The 19,183-nt window shown below is 36.4% G+C and carries 6 protein-coding genes; 5 read left to right on the top strand and 1 reads right to left on the bottom strand.

Annotated features, from left to right (window positions below; genetic code table 11):
- The first annotated feature begins 110 nt into the window (after positions 1-110).
- From BKM63_RS15880 to BKM63_RS15895, 5 genes are all read left to right on the top strand, one after another.
- Complete coding sequence (locus BKM63_RS15880; protein WP_071637559.1) at positions 111-7,073, top strand: leucine-rich repeat domain-containing protein; 6,963 nt, start codon at positions 111-113, stop codon at positions 7,071-7,073.
- Between the two features lie 34 nt (positions 7,074-7,107).
- Complete coding sequence (locus tag BKM63_RS15885) at positions 7,108-15,072, top strand: CARDB domain-containing protein (protein ID WP_242661160.1); 7,965 nt, start codon at positions 7,108-7,110, stop codon at positions 15,070-15,072.
- Positions 15,063-15,362: a T9SS type A sorting domain-containing protein gene (locus BKM63_RS23940; protein WP_242661161.1), complete on the top strand. Its 300-nt coding sequence runs from the start codon at positions 15,063-15,065 to the stop codon at positions 15,360-15,362. The genes BKM63_RS15885 and BKM63_RS23940 overlap by 10 nt, the downstream gene beginning before the upstream one ends.
- A 186-nt stretch (positions 15,363-15,548) precedes the next feature.
- On the top strand, positions 15,549-16,679 hold the full coding sequence (locus BKM63_RS15890; protein WP_071637560.1) for a patatin-like phospholipase family protein: 1,131 nt from the start codon (positions 15,549-15,551) through the stop codon (positions 16,677-16,679).
- 158 nt (positions 16,680-16,837) lie between these two features.
- Positions 16,838-17,464, top strand: a complete 627-nt coding sequence (locus tag BKM63_RS15895) for a 5'-methylthioadenosine/S-adenosylhomocysteine nucleosidase (protein ID WP_071637561.1) — start codon at positions 16,838-16,840, stop codon at positions 17,462-17,464.
- A gap of 261 nt (positions 17,465-17,725) precedes the next feature.
- Here BKM63_RS15895 and BKM63_RS23450 read toward each other — a convergent pair whose 3' ends face one another.
- Entirely contained in the window at positions 17,726-19,180 is a 1,455-nt protein-coding gene (locus BKM63_RS23450; RefSeq protein WP_083572252.1) for a TolC family protein, read from the bottom strand.
- Positions 19,181-19,183: the final 3 nt, after the last annotated feature.

Here is a 19,183-nt window from a genome sequence, read left to right on the forward strand (position 1 = left end):
GTTTTATGAATGATTATTTAACAGCGATAGATGAAATGTTTTTCCTACTTTTAGGCTGATTTTTTAACACAAGGTATCTTCCTAAAATACTGGCTTTTAAACATTAATCTATGAAGAGAAAACTACTTATTGGATTGCTATTTCTTTTTAGCAGTCTTTCTTTATTTGCGGCCAAAAACAACTTTAATATTCCTGTTCCGGATTCTGAATACCAGGCTTTGGTAGATTTTTACAAAGCTGCCGGCGAATCTAACTGGACAAATAAATGGAATACTAAGGAAAATAATCTGCATGAAGTGGCCTGGTATGGCGTAACAGTCGAAAACGGACATGTTACGGGCATTAACCTTAACAATACAAGTAACATTATAGGCGCAATTCCCGCTTCTTTTGGAAACTTGAAATTTCTTAAAACACTTTCTATGTATGGAGGAAGTTATACGAAAGACTTAAGTACAACAGATTTAAGTGTTTTTTCAGAATTAGAATCTTTAGAGTCTTTAGACCTGAGATATTGTAAGTTAAAAGGAATTATTCCGGCATCGTGGAGTAAATTAAAAAAACTCAAAACCCTGAATTTAAGCAACAATGCCATCACAGGATTAGTTCCTGAATTTGGGCAGCTTGAAAGTTTAGTAACTGTTGATCTTTCTGAGAATCAAATACCGGTTTTAATAAAAGAGTTAGAGAATTTAACGGCACTTAGAACTTTAAATTTAAATTCTAATAAAATTTCTACTATTGCAGCTTTACTGCCAAGTTCAGTAAGTCTTAGTCTTAATTATCAGTCGCCCAGCATTGAAAGTCTGCTGTATAAAGGAACTGATTTTAAAATTGACGTTCTGCCTAATGTGGTAACCTACAATAGAATTAAAAACGATTTTTCTGCCAGAAGACAATTTGTTGTTTACGTTCGAGGCAGCGAGATTGGCAGCACCACAATGGCAGCAGACGGAAGTTTAACGATTCCGGCCGCTTATTTATCCTCTTTAAAAAATGGAGATGAAGTCAACCTGTATCAGGAGTATGATTCCGGAACAGGAAATGTTTCTTACTACAGCCGTATTTATTTTACAAATGTAAAAGTAAGTCAGCCCGCCGTTTCTACTATTGAATATCAGGCATTAGTTGATTTTTATAATGCAATGGGAGGAAGCAGCTGGAATAATAAATGGGATATAAATGAAAATAATCTCGGTGAAGGAGCATGGACTGGTTTGAGTATTGAAAACGGGCATGTTACCGGATTAAACCTCAATAATACAAGTAATGTTTCCGGTTCGATTCCGGCTTCATTTGGAAATTTAAAATACCTGCGAAACCTTTCGCTTTATGCAGGAAATTACTCTAAAAATTTAAGTACAACAGACTTAAATGTTTTATCAGAACTGCAGTCTCTTGAAACACTCGACATGAGATACTGCCGAATCGTAAATGCTATTCCGTCTTCATGGAGCAAATTAAAAAAACTGAAAACAATTAGTTTCTACAATAACGCAATCAAAGGATTACCGGAAGAATTAGGTGAGATGGAAAGCCTGGTAACTTTAGATGCTTCTTATAATGAAATTAAATCCATTCCGGCATCAATAGGCAATCTGGCAAATCTCGTGACGCTGAATTTATCCGATAACCAGATTGAAGTTTTGGTAAAAGAATTAGAAAATGTTGCCACATTACGAAACGTAAATCTTTCGAGTAACAGAGTATCAACAATTTCGGGACTTTTAAGCACTCAGGTTAGTTTGAACCTAAATTCTCAAAATATTTATATTCCTAATTTGCTTTATGAAGGAACAGATCTTAAGATTGAAAATTTACCCAATATCCTTTCGTATTACAGAACTAAAAATGATTTTTCGTCAAGAAGAAAATTCAATCTTTTTTTGCGAGGGAGCCAGGTAGCGGCAGATTTGGTAATGGCACAAGACGGAAGTCTTACCATTCCGGCGACGTATTTATCCTCTTTAAAAACTGGAGATGAATTATACCTTTATCAGCAATATGACGGCGTATCCGGCAATTCGTACGATTCCAGAATTTATTTTACCAATATAAAAATTAATCTGCCTCAAATACCAGATGTAGAGTATCAGGCGCTTGTTGCTTTTCATAATGCAATGAACGGAACAAAATGGACCAATAAATGGGATGTTACCGTTAATAACCTGCATGAAGGCGCATGGTATGGGGTTAGTATCGAAGGCGGACACGTAACAGGACTTAATTTAAATAACAACAGTTCGGTTACAGGAGCCATTCCGGCTTCGATAAAAGATTTAAAATATCTTAAAAACCTTTCGCTTTATGGCGCAAGCTACAGTAAAGATTTAAGCACAACCGATTTAGCTGTTTTATCAGAACTTGAAAATCTGGAATCATTAGATTTAAGATACACCAAAATCAAGGGCGATCTTCCTGCGTCGTGGAGTAAGTTAAAAAAACTAAAAACCATTTATATAAATAGTAATGCACTTACTGCTTTACCAGAAAATATTGGGGAGATGGAAAGCCTGGTTACTTTAGATATGTCTTATAATCAAGTGAAAACAATTCCGGCTTCAATTGGAAATCTGGCCAATCTGGTTACCTTAAATTTAAGCGATAACCAAATCGAAATTTTGGTGAAAGAATTAGAGAATGTGACCACCTTAAAAACTTTAAATCTTTCGAGTAACCGAGTATCGACTATTAACGGACTTTTAAGTTCTCAGGTTAATTTGAGCCTGAATTCTCAAAACATTTATATTCAAGATTTTCTTTATGAAGGAATTGATGTTAAGGTTCAAAGTTTGCCTAATTTCCTTTCGTATTACAGAACTAAAAATGATTTTTCGTCAAGAAGAAAATTCAATTTGTATTTAAGGGGAAGTCAGGTAGCGACAGATTTGGTAATGGCGCAAGACGGAAGTATTACCATTCCGGCGACGTATTTATCTTCTTTAAAAACAGGAGATGAATTATACCTGTATCAGCAATATGACGGCGTATCCGGAAACTATTATGATTCCAGAATTTATTTTACCAATATTAAAATTAATCAGCCCAAAATACCAGACGAAGAATATCAGGCTTTAGTTGATTTCTATACCGTAATGAACGGAACAAAATGGACTAACAAATGGGATGTATCTGTAAATAATCTCCATGAAGGGGCATGGTATGGAGTAAGCATCGAAAACGGGCACGTAACAGGTCTTAATTTAAATAACAACAGTTCGGTTACAGGTGCTATTCCGGCTTCTATAAAAGACTTAAAATATCTTAAAAACCTTTCGCTTTATGGTGCAAGCTACAGTAAAGATTTAAGTACAACTGATTTAGCTGTTTTAGCTGAACTTGAAAATCTGGAATTTTTAGATTTAAGATATTCTAAAATCAAAGGTGATATTCCTGCATCGTGGAGCAAGTTAAAAAAAGTGAAAGAATTGTATTTAAATAACAATGCCATAACTGCATTACCTGAAGATTTTGGCGCGATGGAAAGTTTAGTGACGGTTAATTTGTCTTCTAACCAAATTAAAGCAATTCCGGTTTCTACAGGAAATCTGGCCAAATTAGTCACTCTAAATCTTTCTTATAACCAGATCGAAGTTTTGATTAAAGATTTAGAAAAAAATACCGCTTTGCAGACTTTAGTTCTTTCAAGCAACAAACTGGCTTCTATTGAAGGATTATTACCAAGTCAGGTTAATTTAGAGTTTACCTCGCAAACCTTAAATATCCCTAATTTTTTATATGAAGGAAATGATGTAAAAGTGAGTAATCTGCCTAATGTATTGCTTTACAACAGAGCGGTAAATGATTTCTCTGCACAAAGACCTTTTAGATTGTATTTAAAAGGAAATCAGGTAGGAAATAATTTAAGAGTGGCCGGAGACGGTACAATTACGATTCCGGCCGATTATCTGTCGACTTTAAAAACAGACGATGAATTGTATTTATATCAGGATTATGAAGGAGGTTCGGCTACTTCATATGATTCCAGAATTTACTTTACGAATGTAAAAGTAGACCAGCCAAAAATACCAGAGGCAGAATACCAGGCTTTAGTTGATTTTCATGCCGCCATGAATGGCACAAACTGGACGAATAAATGGGTAACTGCCGAGAATAATCTGCATGAAGGTGCGTGGTATGGAGTAAGCATTCAAAACGGACATATTACGGGATTAAACTTAAACAATAATTCTAATGTTTCGGGAACTATTCCAGCCTCTTTTGCCAATTTGAAATACTTAAAAAACCTTTCTTTATACGGAGGAAGTTATTCGAAAAACTTAAGTACAACCGATTTAGGAATTTTTTCTGGCCTTGAATCTTTAGAATCTTTAGATCTTAGATATACCAAATTAAAAGGCATTATACCATCTTCATGGAACAAATTGCAGGCTTTAAAAACCTTGTATTTAAATAATAATACAATTGAAGATGCAGACGAAGCTTTAGCACGTTTACCTCTTTTAAGAACGGTTGATTTTGCGAATCAGACTATTACGATTCCAACAATCGAGGTTGGAGCTAACGAACTGGTTATAAATCTGCCAACTTTGTCTACGTTTCTTTTTAATGCAAATGGAGGCGTTATCAATAACAAAAATCACTTTACGCTTTTTATTAATGGCGTAAATAAAGCATCAAATTATTCTAATACCGAAGGAAAACTAATCTTTAAAGACATTGCTTTATTCGGAATTAAACTAACCGATCAAATTAGAATTGTACAAAATGACGGAACGGCACAGGGAACTGCAATCAACTACAGTCAGGTAGTTTTTGGAAAACCTTTGACAGAAGAAGAATTTGAAATTCTGAAAAAATTCTACACCAGTACAAACGGCGCACAATGGACGCAGAAATGGGATATTTCTCAAAACAAACTTCATGAGGTAAGCTGGTACGGAGTAGGAACAAAAGACGGACACGTAGTTTCGTTGAGTTTGGCCGCGAACAACTTATCTGGAACTCTTCCTGCCGAGTTATCTGATTTGGTTTATCTGGAAACTTTAAACCTGCAGTCAAATGCAGTTGAAGGATCGATTCCGTCAGATTTAGGAAGACTAACCAATTTGAAAACGCTAAATTTGCAGTCCAATAAATTTAAGGGAACTTTACCGGTTTTATCCGCAATTTCAGGATTGAAAAAAGTTTCATTTGCCGGCAATGCTTTCAAGGGAACGATTCCGGGGCATTTAAATGATTTCGAAAATATAGAACAAATCGATCTTTCGAATAACGGTTTTGATGCTTTAGAAAGACCTTTTACTTACAACTTAGCCAGCGTATACATAAACCTAAGAGGACAGGTAATCGCAAAAGAGCAATATCTTTATTTAAAAGGAGACGAAATCGTAGTTGATCTTCCGGCTATTACGACATACAACGAAACCACACAGGATTACAGCGGAAAATATCAGTTTGAACTTCAGGCCAATAATTTTAAAATTTCTGAAGCCACAGCTGTAGACAATACGATTACATTCCCAAATATTTCTGTTGCGAATATTCCGGAGGGTGCTAAAATTTCGATTTGGCAGAAAACGGGAACTTCACAAGGAACTTATTTGCAATTTAAAGGAATTGCAGACGGTTCTGAAACTCCATTAATTACCGAAGAATATGAGGCTTTAGTAGCCTTTTTTCAAAGCGCAGGAGGAACAGGATGGAAAGAAGTTTGGGATACATCAGCAAACAATCTTCATGAAAAGAAATGGAAAGGTGTTACTACCAACGACGGACACGTGGTTTCGATCAATCTTCCGGATAATAACTTAACCGGAAATATAAATGCCGAAATTGGAAAATTCAGTGAATTGCAAAATCTGAATCTGGCTAAAAATAAACTAACAGGAGCAATTCCGGAGAGTTTATCAAAAGTAACAAAACTAAAAACACTTGATCTTTCAGAAAATGAATTGACTGGAATTGACGCCGCATTTTTGCCAGCGGTGAGTTTTAAAATTGATCGCCAGAAAATTAATTTGGGCGAACTGCCTTTAAATTTAAACGCAGTTTTAAAAGACCAAAAGATCAATCATTACGATCATACCAATTCTGTTTTTAATGCCACACAGTCATATAATATGACTGTGAAAGACTATTTCCAGATGGTTACGGTTCCGGAAGACGGCATTAAACTGACGAATATTTTAAGCGAATGGAATGTTCCAAACAACCAGACCTTAGAATTGAGACAAATTGCAGGAGCTGCCCGAAACAGTGTAATTACCTATACGATCACATATAGAGAAGGAGATTCAAACTTTGACGGAATTGTAAACATTCTTGATATTCAATCGACTTTGAATTATACCTTAAGCCAGAAACCAAAGTTTTTCAATTTTGGCGCAGCCGATATCAATAAAGATAAAAACCTGAACGTACTTGACATTATTTCACTGATTAATAAAATTCAGTCCGGCACACTTGAAATTCCTGCCGGTACTAAACGTCAGGCTTTGGCAAATGAAGATGTTATTCTGAGTATCGAAGACAATACGCTTTATATCGACAATCAACAGGTTTCGGCAGCAGCGTTTGATATTCGTTTAAAAGACGGAAAGAAAGCCGAAACAAAAGAACTTCTTTCAAGTTTGGGCTATACGGTTTCAGTTGCAGAACGTGATGGCGAAATTAGTATTGCAGGTTTTTCTATGGATAAATCACTTTCTGGAAAACAGGCGATTGCAAAAGTTTCTCCTCAGACAACTATTGTTTCTGCTATGATTTCGAATACCGATGCAAACGCATTGAGCTATAAAATTGCGAAAACTTTAGGCGTTGAGGAAATCGATGCAGATAAGTCAGTTACGCTTTTAAATTTCCCAAATCCGTTTATCGATACGACCGTAATAAAGTATCATATACCGGAAAATGCAGGTAAAGCAACGTTGAAAGTTTTTGATATGCAGGGAAGAACGGTTCGCACACAATCTAATCTTGATGCGTCAGAAGGAAGTCATGAATTTTCTTTTCATCGAAATGACCTTGCATCGGGGGTATATTTTTATACAATCGAACTGCAGGATACAGCAAAACCTGGATTTTTAAAAGGAAAAATGTTAATACAATAAACTCACCAAAATGATATCTAACAAATTTAAAACCATGAAAACACAAGCTTTTTTGGTCTTTGTATTCCTATTTTTGGGAACATATATACAGGCACAAAATAGTTTAAAGGTATTGAACGCGGCGGCCGGACCGGGCGAAAAATCGTCTATTGTCATTGATTTGGCTAATGCCGATGAAGTAGTGGGAGCCGAATTTACACTTACTGTTCCGCAGGGACTAATTGTAAGCGAGAAAGAAAGTAAAATTATAGAAAGCCGTAAAGGCGATCATGCGATTTATGTCAATATCGAAAAGAATAATCCGCGCAATTATCACTTTATTATTCTTTCGCTGACAAGTACTTCTTTTAAAGGAAACAGCGGTAATTTAGTAGAAATTCCTATTGAAATTCCTCTAAATTATGTTTCCGGACAAACACACAATTTAGATTTATCGGGTGTTGTTTTGAGCTCTAAAAATGCAGTAGACATTGGTTCCAGCCATACTAACGGAAAACTAACCATTGCAACAGCTCAATACCCTGATTTAACCATTTCAGGAATCAGCACAGCCGAATCTACAATTACACCGGAAGGCAAAATAAATGTTTCGTGGATAGTTGACAATATTGGCGGCCGAATTGCTTCGGGAGGATGGATTGAACAGGTAAGCATTGTTTCGGATCAAACCGGATTAGAATACAATCTGGGTACCGTTTCTTACAATGAAGATTTAGACAAACAAAGATCCATAAACCGAACTGCAGTATTCAATCTTCCTAAAGTTTTAGGACTAGAAGGCAATGTAAAAGTTAAGATTAATATTATCCCCAACACGGCGGTAAAAGAACCGGAATCTTTAAAAAGCAATAATAAGGTAACGTCAGCAGTTTCTATTTTACTTGAGAAACGTTTGTATTTAACTTTAGATAAGAAAAGTATCGACGAGAATTCGACAGAAGTTATCAGAGCATCTTTAACACAAAGCGGTGACAGAAGCAGTGACAAAATATTTGATTTAACGGCTTCTTTAGCTTCGGAGCTTCAATTTGATGCGAATGTAAAAATACTGAAAGACCAGTCATCTGTAGTTTTTTACATAAAGCCAATTGACAATGCAGCAAGTGATGGAAACAGAACCGTAGCACTTTCAGTTTCCGGAAATGATTACACTGCTGTTTCAGACAATATTGAAATTATAGACAACGAGTTTTCGACTCTTACTTTGACACCGTCTAAAATTGCAGCCACAGATGGGGAAACCATTACCGTAACTTTAGAAACTGATTTTGCTAAAACGAAAGACATTAAGTTTACAATTACAGCAGATCAGAGTTCACGATGGACGGTTCCGGCAGAAGTAATACTTCCTGCAGGGAGTAAAACCACTTCTTTTACGGTAACAATAAAAAACAATAAAGTTCCTGAACAAACGGTAACCGGAAAATTAATTTTGAGGGCCGAAGGTTTCCAGGCAGGAAATACAGAAGTCATTTTAAAAAGTTCTAACGTTCCGGCTTTTGAATTGGAAATTGCACCAACCACGATTTCAAAAGGAGACGGGGTTTATGCGACTTATGCCACGGTAAAGCGTTTAGATAAATCAGAAATCAGTACAAAAATACGTTTAAAGGCAAGTGTTGCCAATGCGTTGATTCTTCCAGATGTGATCGATTTTCCTGCCAATGTAAATTCGAAGAGATTTAATATTGGAGCCATAAACAACGGAATTGTAGACGGTACTAAAGTAGTCAACGTAACGGCCGATGTTTATCTTTCATCTTGTAATTGTACCATTCCGGCGGGAGATGGCAGTAAACCGAGTAAGGATATTACTATTCTGGACAGCAACGGACCAGCCTTAAACGTAAAAGCCAGTCCTGCAACCGTTAAGGCTGGTGTACAAAAAGCGGCTAAAATTATGATTACAAGAAATACAGTTGATACTTCTCAAGCCGTTTTGGTACAGCTTTCATCAGATTCTCCTACGATTGTCTCAATTCCGGAACAGGTTTCAATTCCGGTTGGACAGGAAAGTGTTGAGGTCGAAATCAATACTATCATTGATCCGGCTAAAACTGGAGATCAAACGGTGCGTATTCAGGCAGAAGCAGCTAATTTTAGTTCAGGTTTTACGTGGATTTTGGTTACAGATCAAAACAAACCTGACGCGGTAGTAACATCAGTAAAAGCGGTGGCCGAAGCAAATGGAGAAGATACGATCGATGTAACCGCTTCTATCGCCAATCAGGGATTTGCTCTTTTAGCAAAAGGTGCAAAGATTGAATATTATCTTTCTAAAGATAAATCGACTAAGAATGCAACGCTGATAACAACTTCGGTAATCGACGCAGATATAGATTCAGGAAAGAAGCTGGATCTTATAAAATCGGTAAAACTGCCGCAACAGGCAGGCGATTATTATCTGGTTGCAGCTGTAAACTCAGACCAAAAAATAAACGAATTATCGTATACCAATAATGAGGCATATACGGCAATAAAATTACATTCGAGCTATACGGCAGTAAGTACAGTTTCCAGATCTGTTTACAAATCAGGTGAAGTAGTTACGATTACAGGATCTGCTAAAATGGCCAATAATGCTCCGGCCGTAAACAAAGAAGTAGAAATCATTATTTCTCAAGGAAGTTTTACACGTTCGTACAAAGTAAAAACCAATGCCTCTGGAAACTTCGCTTACGATTTTGAACCACTGCAGGCAGAAAGTGGTCATTATACTGTAAGTGCAGGCTATCCGGGAACAAAAAATGCAGTTCAGGCTGAGTTTGATATTGTTGGTTTTGAATGGACAAACAAGCCGGATTATTTAAAATGGGATGTGGTAACCAAAGTGCCGTATAAAGGAGAATTTGTATTAAAAAACAACAGCAAAATTCCTTTAACCAATATAAAAATAGAACTTCCGGCTGATGCAGGATTTACAATAGAAACAAATCCTTTAACATTGGCATCAGGACAGGAAGCTGTTCTTAGCTATACGATCGTGGCAGAAACGCCGTCGGCAGAACAAAAGTACTATAATATCAATTTCAATATTACTTCAAACGAAGGCGCAAAACTGCCTGCTTTAGCCTATTATCATGCTAAAGCGCAAACTCCAAAGCTATTGGCAAACCCTGTAAGCATCAACACCACGATGATAAAGGGAAGTTCTCGTTTTTATGAAGTGACGATTTCTAATACCGGAGCAATAGATGCAGAAAAGGTAAAAGTAGACGTTCCGAATCTGGAATGGATGAAGCTAAAAAGTGCCGCTGTAATTGACAAAATAGCCCCAAATGAATCAGTAAAAGTTATTCTTGAATTAGCACCAACAGATAAACAACAATTAAATGTTCCACTAAGCGGTAATCTGGCTTTAAATCCATCTAATGGAGGAGGAGTAAGCATTCCTTTTAAAATAGAAACCGTTTCAGAAGGAACAGGTTCTTTATTAATTGATGTAGTCGATGAATATACTTACAACACCGAAAGAGCACCACATTTGAAGAATGCAAAAGTGGTGGTTCGCCATCCATTTTCCGGAGTTATTTTAGCAGAGGGATTAACGGATGAAAACGGATTATTCAGCACACCGCAAATTCCGGAAGGCTATTATACCGTAACCGTAACGGCAGATAAACACGCTTCTTATCAAAATAATTTATTGGTAGATCCGGGGAAAGTAACAACTCAGAGAGTGTTTATTTCGTATCAGGCCGTAAGTTATGAATGGGTTGTAAAACCAACGGAAATAGCAGACGAATACCAGTCTGATTTGGTAGTTAAATTTGAAACAAACGTACCAAAACCGGTAATTGTTATTGATATCGATAACCCTGTACTGGATTTGCAAACAGGAGAAAGCAGAATGAGTTATGCAACCGTTACCAATCACGGTTTAATTGCCTTGTCAAACGTAACTTTTAATGTAGACAGTCAGGGCGATTACAAGTTCAAACTGATGATTGATAAAGTTGATGTATTAAACGCTAAATCGACTATCATTGTTCCGATTCTGATAACAAGACCGGCTTCAAGCGGAAAAAGTGCGGCCGCCGGACAAAATTGCAGTTACAACTTAATAACAAAAGGAACTTATGTCTGCGAAACAGAACAAAATCTGGCGGCATTTCAGCCTTATTATGTAATAACTTGTACCACACCAACTACACCAGTTGTTGGAGGTGAGCCAAATTTTAACGGAGGAGGTTTTGGACCATTAATTCCTATAGGTACCATTATTGGAAATATTATTACTGAACTGCCTACTATTTGTACAAATCCTTGTATAACTTCGATTATTAGTACTGCAATGGGCTGTTCGCCATTTATTCCTTTACAACTTGCTTCATGTCTTCTTTCTCTTGCGACGGTTGATAATGATATAATAAATATAACTTTAGCATTAGGAAGCTGTATTCCAGGTCCAACTAAGGCAGGATGTTATTTTGGACTTGCGTCAACGGCTAAAACTTGTATAGAGCAATGGATGAACAGTAAAAGCACTCAAAACAGTTTCTTGCAATCTAAATATGAAGACTTTCAGGCAATGGCAGATGCTGAAACAGCCTTAACTAATAGAATAAAAGCATATTTAGGCAATGACAGATTATTAGAAAGCCCTAATTTTCAAAATTTCATGAAAGAAACAGCTTCAAATCTGGATGCTGGAAAACCATTTTCTGCATCAGATATTGCACGAATTAAAACGAATCTTTCTGGTACAGATATTACAGGTCAGGAAATTGACAGCTTTTGTAATAGATGGAACACTACTTTAGAAGCATGGAGTAAAAACATAAAAGCCCCTAATGCTGAATATCCAAACATCATTAATAAAAATGATATTGAGAACTATGACAGAACAAGAAAAGCATTAGTTGAGCTGACTGCAAAAAGAGGTTTTGTCTCCGTTGCAGCATTGTATGAGAATGATCTTAAAGAAATTGAAGAGTATGGAAAAGAATTAGCTTCTCAATCATCTGTTTGCGCAACAGTAACAGTTAAATTCTCTCAAAAAATCACTATGACGAGAGAAGCTTTTGAAGGAACGCTAACATTAAACAACGGAAGCGATTCGAACACAATTAAAGATCTAAATCTGGATTTAGTAATTAAAGACGAAGCCGGAAATGACATGACGCATTTATTCCAGATCAATAAAGATGCTTTCCTTAGCGGAAGCGGACTTGTAGCGCCAAGCAGCAGCCAATCAGGAACTGTAATTTTTATTCCAACAAAAGAAGCTGCGCCAACTGTAGCTAAATCGTACTCTTTTGGAGGAACGTTATCCTATTTAGATCCTAATACAGGCGACAGAGTTTCGGTACAATTGTATCCGGTAACATTAGAAGTAAACCCAAGTCCTGATTTGGTAATGCATTATTTCATGCAGCGTGATATTTTAGGTGATGATCCGCTTACGGATAAAATCGAACCGATTGTTCCGGCAGAAATGGCTTTATTAATTAAAAATGAAGGTTACGGAATTGCCAAAAATGTTCAGGTAGAATCGGTACAGCCGGAAATTATCGAAAACAAAAAAGGTTTGTTAATTGATTTTGAAATCGTGGGAAGCAACTTCAACAACGAACCAAAACAATTAGGTTTATTAAATGTTGATTTCGGAAACATCGAACCTCAAAAAGCAGCTTTAGGCCAATGGTGGTTTACGAGTACTTTATTAGGTCATTTTGTAGAATACGATCTTAAAATAAAACATTTAAGCAGTTACGGTAATAAAAACTTAAGTCTGATTAAAGCATCGTATGTTCATGAATTAATTAAAAGTGTAAGGGCATATCAAACCGGACAAGATAATATTAACGATTTCTTGGTAAACGATATTGTAGATGCAAATGATACTCCTGATGCGATTTATTATTCAAACGGAGGAAACGATGAAGTTTATAAAGTAACAGCAGGAACGGTTTCTAATGCTATTTCTCCAAATCAGCTTACGACGACTTTAACCATGAATTCATCGCAAACAGGATGGAATTACGGCAATATGGCTGATCCCGGATCTGATAAATACAAACTGCAAAGAGTAGTTAGAAATAGTGATAACCTTGAACTGCCAATTCAAAATTTCTGGCAGACGCATGTAACATTAAAAGATGGATTGGAGCCAAAGTATGAAAATAAACTTCATTTCCTTGATAAAATCTCAGGTTTAGAAAGATATACTTTGTATTACACAGCTATAAATACGAATGTACCAAAAGTAGTTTCTTTTGAAAACCTGCCGTCAACTACGACAAAACCAGTAGAATCGGTTCAGGTAAACTTTAATAAAGCCATCAACCCGAATACTTTTACAGCGCAGAATATTACCTTGATTCATCAGGGAGCAAAAATTCCGTTTAACGATAGTTTTATTGGTAAAGTAAACGATTCAACTTATGTTTTAAATATCAAAACATTGTCTCTTGCCTCTGGTTATTATGAACTTACGGTTCAATGCGCCGGAATAAAAGACTTAGAAGACAATGAAGGTGTAGAAGGGAAAAGTGTTTCCTGGATTCAGATAATTGGTGAACTTGGAATCGTTCAGTTTAAAACAGACCAAATTGAGGCACAGCCGGTAAACAGTGTTGTAATTCAATTTAATAAACCTGTAAAACCCGTTCAGTTTACCAAAGAAAAACTAACGCTGAACGGAAAACCGCTGGACAATGTTTCTATTGTTACCGATGATAATCTGAAATATACCATTGTTGGATTAAACGAATACAACAAAGAAAACGGTCAGTACGAATTGGCTGTAGATTTACCATCGATAAAAGCAGAAGACAACACTTTTGGATTAGTGGTGCAAACTCAAAAATGGAAAGTGGATATTCATATTCCGGAAATTGATGCGTTTACTCCAAAATTTCAGGGAGCCTTACACAGTCAGAATGTGACAGATCTTTTAGTTACTTTAAATAAGCCGATAAATAGTTTTGAGAAAAACTGGATTACGCTTTACAAAGGAAGCGTGAATTTAAATGCAGATCTTAATGTGATAAAACAAGACGATTTACATTATTTAATTTCAGGTTTAGGAGAATACACGCAGGCTGAAGGCGGTTATAAGATTGTAGTAGATCAGACGAGCTTTAAAGACCTTTCAGGTAACTTCGGAACCGGAAATTCAAGCACAATGTGGGAAGTGAAGTTTGGAAAACCATCTGCGCCGTCTAATATGCGTATTACGCCGGACAGAGGAACATCAGCCGTAGATAATATTACTTCGGGTAACGATTTATCTATTGCCTTAATAACAAACGGAAACAAACAAACCGTAGAATTATACGCTGTAACGCCAACGGGAAAAACTTTGGTAAACAAGCAAAATCAGGAAACAGCAAAAGAAGTTTTAATTCCGATAAAAGGATTTATTGGTAAAAATACTTTTGAAGCACTGGTTTATGATGAGTTTGGAAATGCCAGCGATGCGGTGCGTATTGAAACTTATATTGATATTGTTGATTTAGGCTGTACCGTAACGCCGCTAAAAGCAAGTGATTGTTCAGAACCTGAAGTTCTAAAAGTGGAGTTTGCTGATGAAATTATGGCTTCAGCATTGACCAAAAATGACATTATTGTAAAGTCGGGCGGAATAGCAGTTTCTAATGAAAACATAACCTTAACCAAAGTTTCAGATAAAGAATTTGAAATTGGAAACATCGAAAAGTTTGCCGGAGATCATTCATTCGGAATTGATTTAACCAAACTGAATAAAAAATCAAGCGGTTTACAAGGTAAAGGTATTGTATATACTAATGTTGAGGTTGGATTAAACAATACTGCGGCCATTGCAGGTGATATTGTGATTACAAGTGATAATACAACAGTAACTTACACAGCAACCCAATCGATGCAGACTTACACCTGGAATGTTACCGGTGGCGAAATTATCGGTCAGAACGATAATACCGTAACAATCATATGGACAGAAAAAGGTACACAAACGCTTTCTATTCAGTATTTGACTCAGGGTTCATGCAGTAAAAAACATCATTGGAAGTAAAAGTGGAAGCCACATTATCTGTCGAAAATCCGACTTTAGGTAAAAACGGATTCTTTATTTCTCCGGTTCCAAATGACGGAAACTTTACTTTAAACCTGTCAGGTGATGAAGGAATTTTTGACTTAATTATTTTTGATGCCAATGGTAAAGCGGTTTACAAACAACCTAAACTGGAAATCACAAATGATTTTAGTAAAGAAATAAAAACCCATTTAAGAACTTCCGGAGTTTACTTCTTAGTTCTGCACAACGCAGATAAGACTTATAAAACCAAGTTTTTAATTAAATAAAATTCAGAAAAAGAGAGGTCAATTTAGACCTCTCTTTTTTTTATTCAACTAATACTTATACCGAATAATAATGGTTTTGTACCCAAAAAAAAGCTATTAGATGACATTTAAATTATAAGCATCAATTAGGATAAATAAATTTACTACTGCTACAAAGACCCAATACAAACTACTAAATCAAGAATTATGAGTAAAATTATTATTTTGACAGTTGATGGCGGCGGTATAAAAGGAATTATACCTTCTTATTTTCTTACCCAAATAGAAGCAGCCCTGAATAAATCATGTTATGAAATGTTTGATATGATAGGCGGAACGTCTACAGGAGGCATTATTGCCACAGCTTTATCTTCTCCTGTAAGCAACGGAACACCTTTAACAGCAGATGAAATCTACAGTATTTACACAACCGACGGATCTCAGATTTTTGTCTCTCAGCAAGGTATTATACCAGACGATTATTATCCGCTTTATTATGCAAATGATGGAAACGGGAATGGCGTTGAACCCTTTTTACAGAATAAATTTGGTGCTTCTACTTTAAATGATGCCCGACTAAATATGCAAACCCTTCAAAACAGCAGGACAAGTCATGTTTTTACAACCAGTTATACTATCAACAGCAGCGGTAATAGTGTCCCGAATCCAATTAAGGGACAAGATTATGGTCCTTACTTGTTTAATTGGTATGATGCTAAAAGCTCACAGGCAGACGATTATCAGGTTTGGGAAGCGGCAAGAGCTACAAGTGCAGCGCCAACCTATTTTCCGGTTGCGAAATTAGGCGGTGGTGGTGCTCCAAATTCTGGTGCTAATGAAAGATGGGCTCTTGATGGAGGAGTAATGTCTAATAATCCTGCTGTTTGGGCAGTGAGTGAAGCCTTTAGAACAGGTTTGGCTTCTTCATTAGATGATATAATTCTGATATCTTTAGGTACAGGTTCTTATCCAAGCGGCGCAGGATTAGTTACCAATCATCAGGGGCTTCCTGATCCTGATTATGGAAATTGGGGTTATATTCCATGGCTGGCCAGTGATTTAGATGATTTATCTGGAACAGAAAACGAGCGTGGTGCTATTGTCAATATCATTACAGAATCGGTGCAGCTGGTATCGAGCCAGCAATTATCAGGAATGCAGGCTGGAGGCCTTACTTATTTTAGATTAGAACCTTCCATAACAAGAGAACAGTCAAAAATGGATAATATATCGCAGTCAAATGTTGATTCACTAATTAACACTGCGACTAGTTATTTAGAAAATGAAGCAAACGAAATCTTTCAGCAAATTGTAAGCATATTGAAGCAAAATACCTGATTTTAAAGAAAATTGCTAACAGAAAAAAGAGTCTTTTAAATTTAATTTTAGAAGACTTTTTTATTTACACTTTAGTCTGGATTGATTTTTAATGAGCAAATACTTTAATGTATTAAAATACCCGATATTTGTAACCTCAAAAATACAGAGTACATTTTATGATAAAAATAAACGAAAAGCATGCCTATCCGTTCAACGAGGTTCTTTTTACTTTTGCCTTAGCTTCTGAAGCAGCAGAAGTTTTTAAAGATCATACAGCACTTATTACCGGAATTGGAAAAGTCAATGCCGCCTACGAATTAACCAAAGCCATACAATTAAAAAAACCTTCGATAATTGTCAATCTAGGTTCAGCGGGAAGTACTCATTTTAAGAAAGGTGATGTGGTTTGCTGTACCAAATTTGTTCAAAGAGATATGGACGTCAGAGGATTGGGTTTTGCTTTATACGAAACGCCTTTGTCTGGTTTGCCTCCAGTTTTAGAATATGGTTTAGAAATGGATGGTCTGCCTTTAGGAATCTGCGGTACGGGCGACAGCTTTGAAATGCAGCATTCTGAAACGATTTACGATGTTGTGGATATGGAATCTTACGCGTTGGCTATGATTGCTATGAAAGAAAATATTCCGTTTTTGTGTTTAAAATACATATCAGATGGGGCAGACGATAATGCAGCCGAAGACTGGAGTGTTCAGGTTCATAAAGCTGCTGTTGCTTATGGCAGCATTTTGAAATTGAATATAAACGAATCTGCGGATGATGGGATGCTAGATTGGAGAGGATAACGAATAAGATTTTTTTCTCTCGCAGATCTGGCAGATTGAGCAGATTTTTTGATAAAGTTGACAAAGAATAATCTGTAAAATCTGCGAGAGTTTTATCTACGCATTTTTCAAATCATTTTAATCCCCTAATCTGTGGCAGAATAAAAGTTGGTCTGCTCAGACTATGCAAAAAAAAGCTGCCTGAATAAATTTCAGACAGCCTTTTAAACTGCAGTTTTTAAGTACTAATTTAAAGTTTACGACCAATTAGTAACCTCAAGATTAGTTTATTCCTCCTCCTAAAGCTTTGTACAATAAAACCTGCGACTCTGCATTTTTTAACTGAATGTCAACAAAGTCCAATTCGGCCTGCAGCTTGTTTTTCTGGGCATTAATAATTTCCAGATAATTGGCATAACCGCTCAAATACAAATCATTTGAAACGTTAACGGCGATTTCCAGATGTTCGATTTCTTTTGATTTGTATTTCAAAACATCAACAAAAGATTCGGTTCTGTGCAACAAGGCACTCAATTCGTTATACGCTGTTGTAATTGTATTTTGGTATTGCAGCAACGAAATCTGCTGTCTTTTATTCGAAACAAAAAATTCCTGTTTAATTTGTCCTTTATTAAAAACCGGAGCCGTTAAACCGCCGAGTAACTGCCAGGCAAACGATCCGTTATCAAAAAAAGTAGAGAAAGAAAACGAATTAAAACCAGCATAACCTCCCAAATTTAAAGTCGGGAAAAAGGCGGCACGTGCTGCTTTAGCATCGGCGTTTGAGGCACGAAGTTCGTGATAAGCTTCTGATACGTCCGGTCTTTTATGAATAATCGAATCAACACTTATTTTTTGATTTAAAACAGCCAAATGTCCCGATAAAAAGTCAGTGCTTCTTTCGATTTTTCCACCGTATTCACCTAAAAGATTTAATAAGGCTTTTTCGGTTTGGTCAATACTTAAGTTAAGCTGTTCGGCTTCGGCCAAAATATTGTTGTTCTGTGCATTAAACTGCTGAACAGCCAATTCTGTAGCTTTACCCACAGATCGTTGTGCCGAAACAATATCAAGCGCTTTTTGTTGTGTTTTTAGGTTCTTTTTGTAAATCTCTGCCTGTTTATCTAAAGCGATGAGTTTATAATACAGATCAGCGATATCGCTTAATAATCTGGTTTGCAGTAAACGCATTCCTTCCTGAGAAGCAAAGAATCGTTCACGAGCGGCTTTTTTACGATTGCTCAGTTTTCCCCAGATATCGGCTTCCCAGGAAACTTTTCCGCCTAAGAAGAGGTTAGGAGAAACATTTTCGTTTATCCTTTGCTTCTCATTAATATTCTGTGAAAAATTGGTATCAAAGTTCCCAACACCGTCCATGGTATATTTTCCGTAATGTGTTCCGGAAGCATCTGCAACAAGATCTAAAGACGGGAGTAAGGCCAGTTTTGCTGCTTTTAAATGAGAGTTGGCAATTAAAATTCGTTCCTGCATAATTAAATAATCAGGATTTTGCGCTATGGCTTTCTTTAAAAGTTTTTCAAGCTTCTCGTCTTTGAAATAGGTTTCTGTTTTTAACGGAATAAAGTTTTGCAGACTATCAGCTGCTTTTTTTCTTTTTAAGTCAAAATTTTCAGGCAGTTGTTTTGCCGCCAGATTATCATTGATTTTAGGAGCGGAGCAGGCGGTAAGAAGTACTATACCGCCGCAGATTATGTATCGATTTATTTGTTGTTTCATGTT

The organism is Flavobacterium johnsoniae, from assembly GCF_001879205.1.
GTDB classification, from domain to species: domain Bacteria; phylum Bacteroidota; class Bacteroidia; order Flavobacteriales; family Flavobacteriaceae; genus Flavobacterium; species Flavobacterium johnsoniae_A.

What these genes read in the sequence shown, in the direction of transcription:
- BKM63_RS23450 (WP_083572252.1), bottom strand. Translation starts at nt 19,180, where the DNA reads ATGAAACAACAAATAAATCGATACATAATCTGCGGCGGTATAGTACTT.
- BKM63_RS15885 (WP_242661160.1), top strand. Translation starts at nt 7,108, where the DNA reads ATGAAAACACAAGCTTTTTTGGTCTTTGTATTCCTATTTTTGGGAACA.
- BKM63_RS15880 (WP_071637559.1), top strand. Translation starts at nt 111, where the DNA reads ATGAAGAGAAAACTACTTATTGGATTGCTATTTCTTTTTAGCAGTCTT.
- BKM63_RS15895 (WP_071637561.1), top strand. Translation starts at nt 16,838, where the DNA reads ATGATAAAAATAAACGAAAAGCATGCCTATCCGTTCAACGAGGTTCTT.
- BKM63_RS15890 (WP_071637560.1), top strand. Translation starts at nt 15,549, where the DNA reads ATGAGTAAAATTATTATTTTGACAGTTGATGGCGGCGGTATAAAAGGA.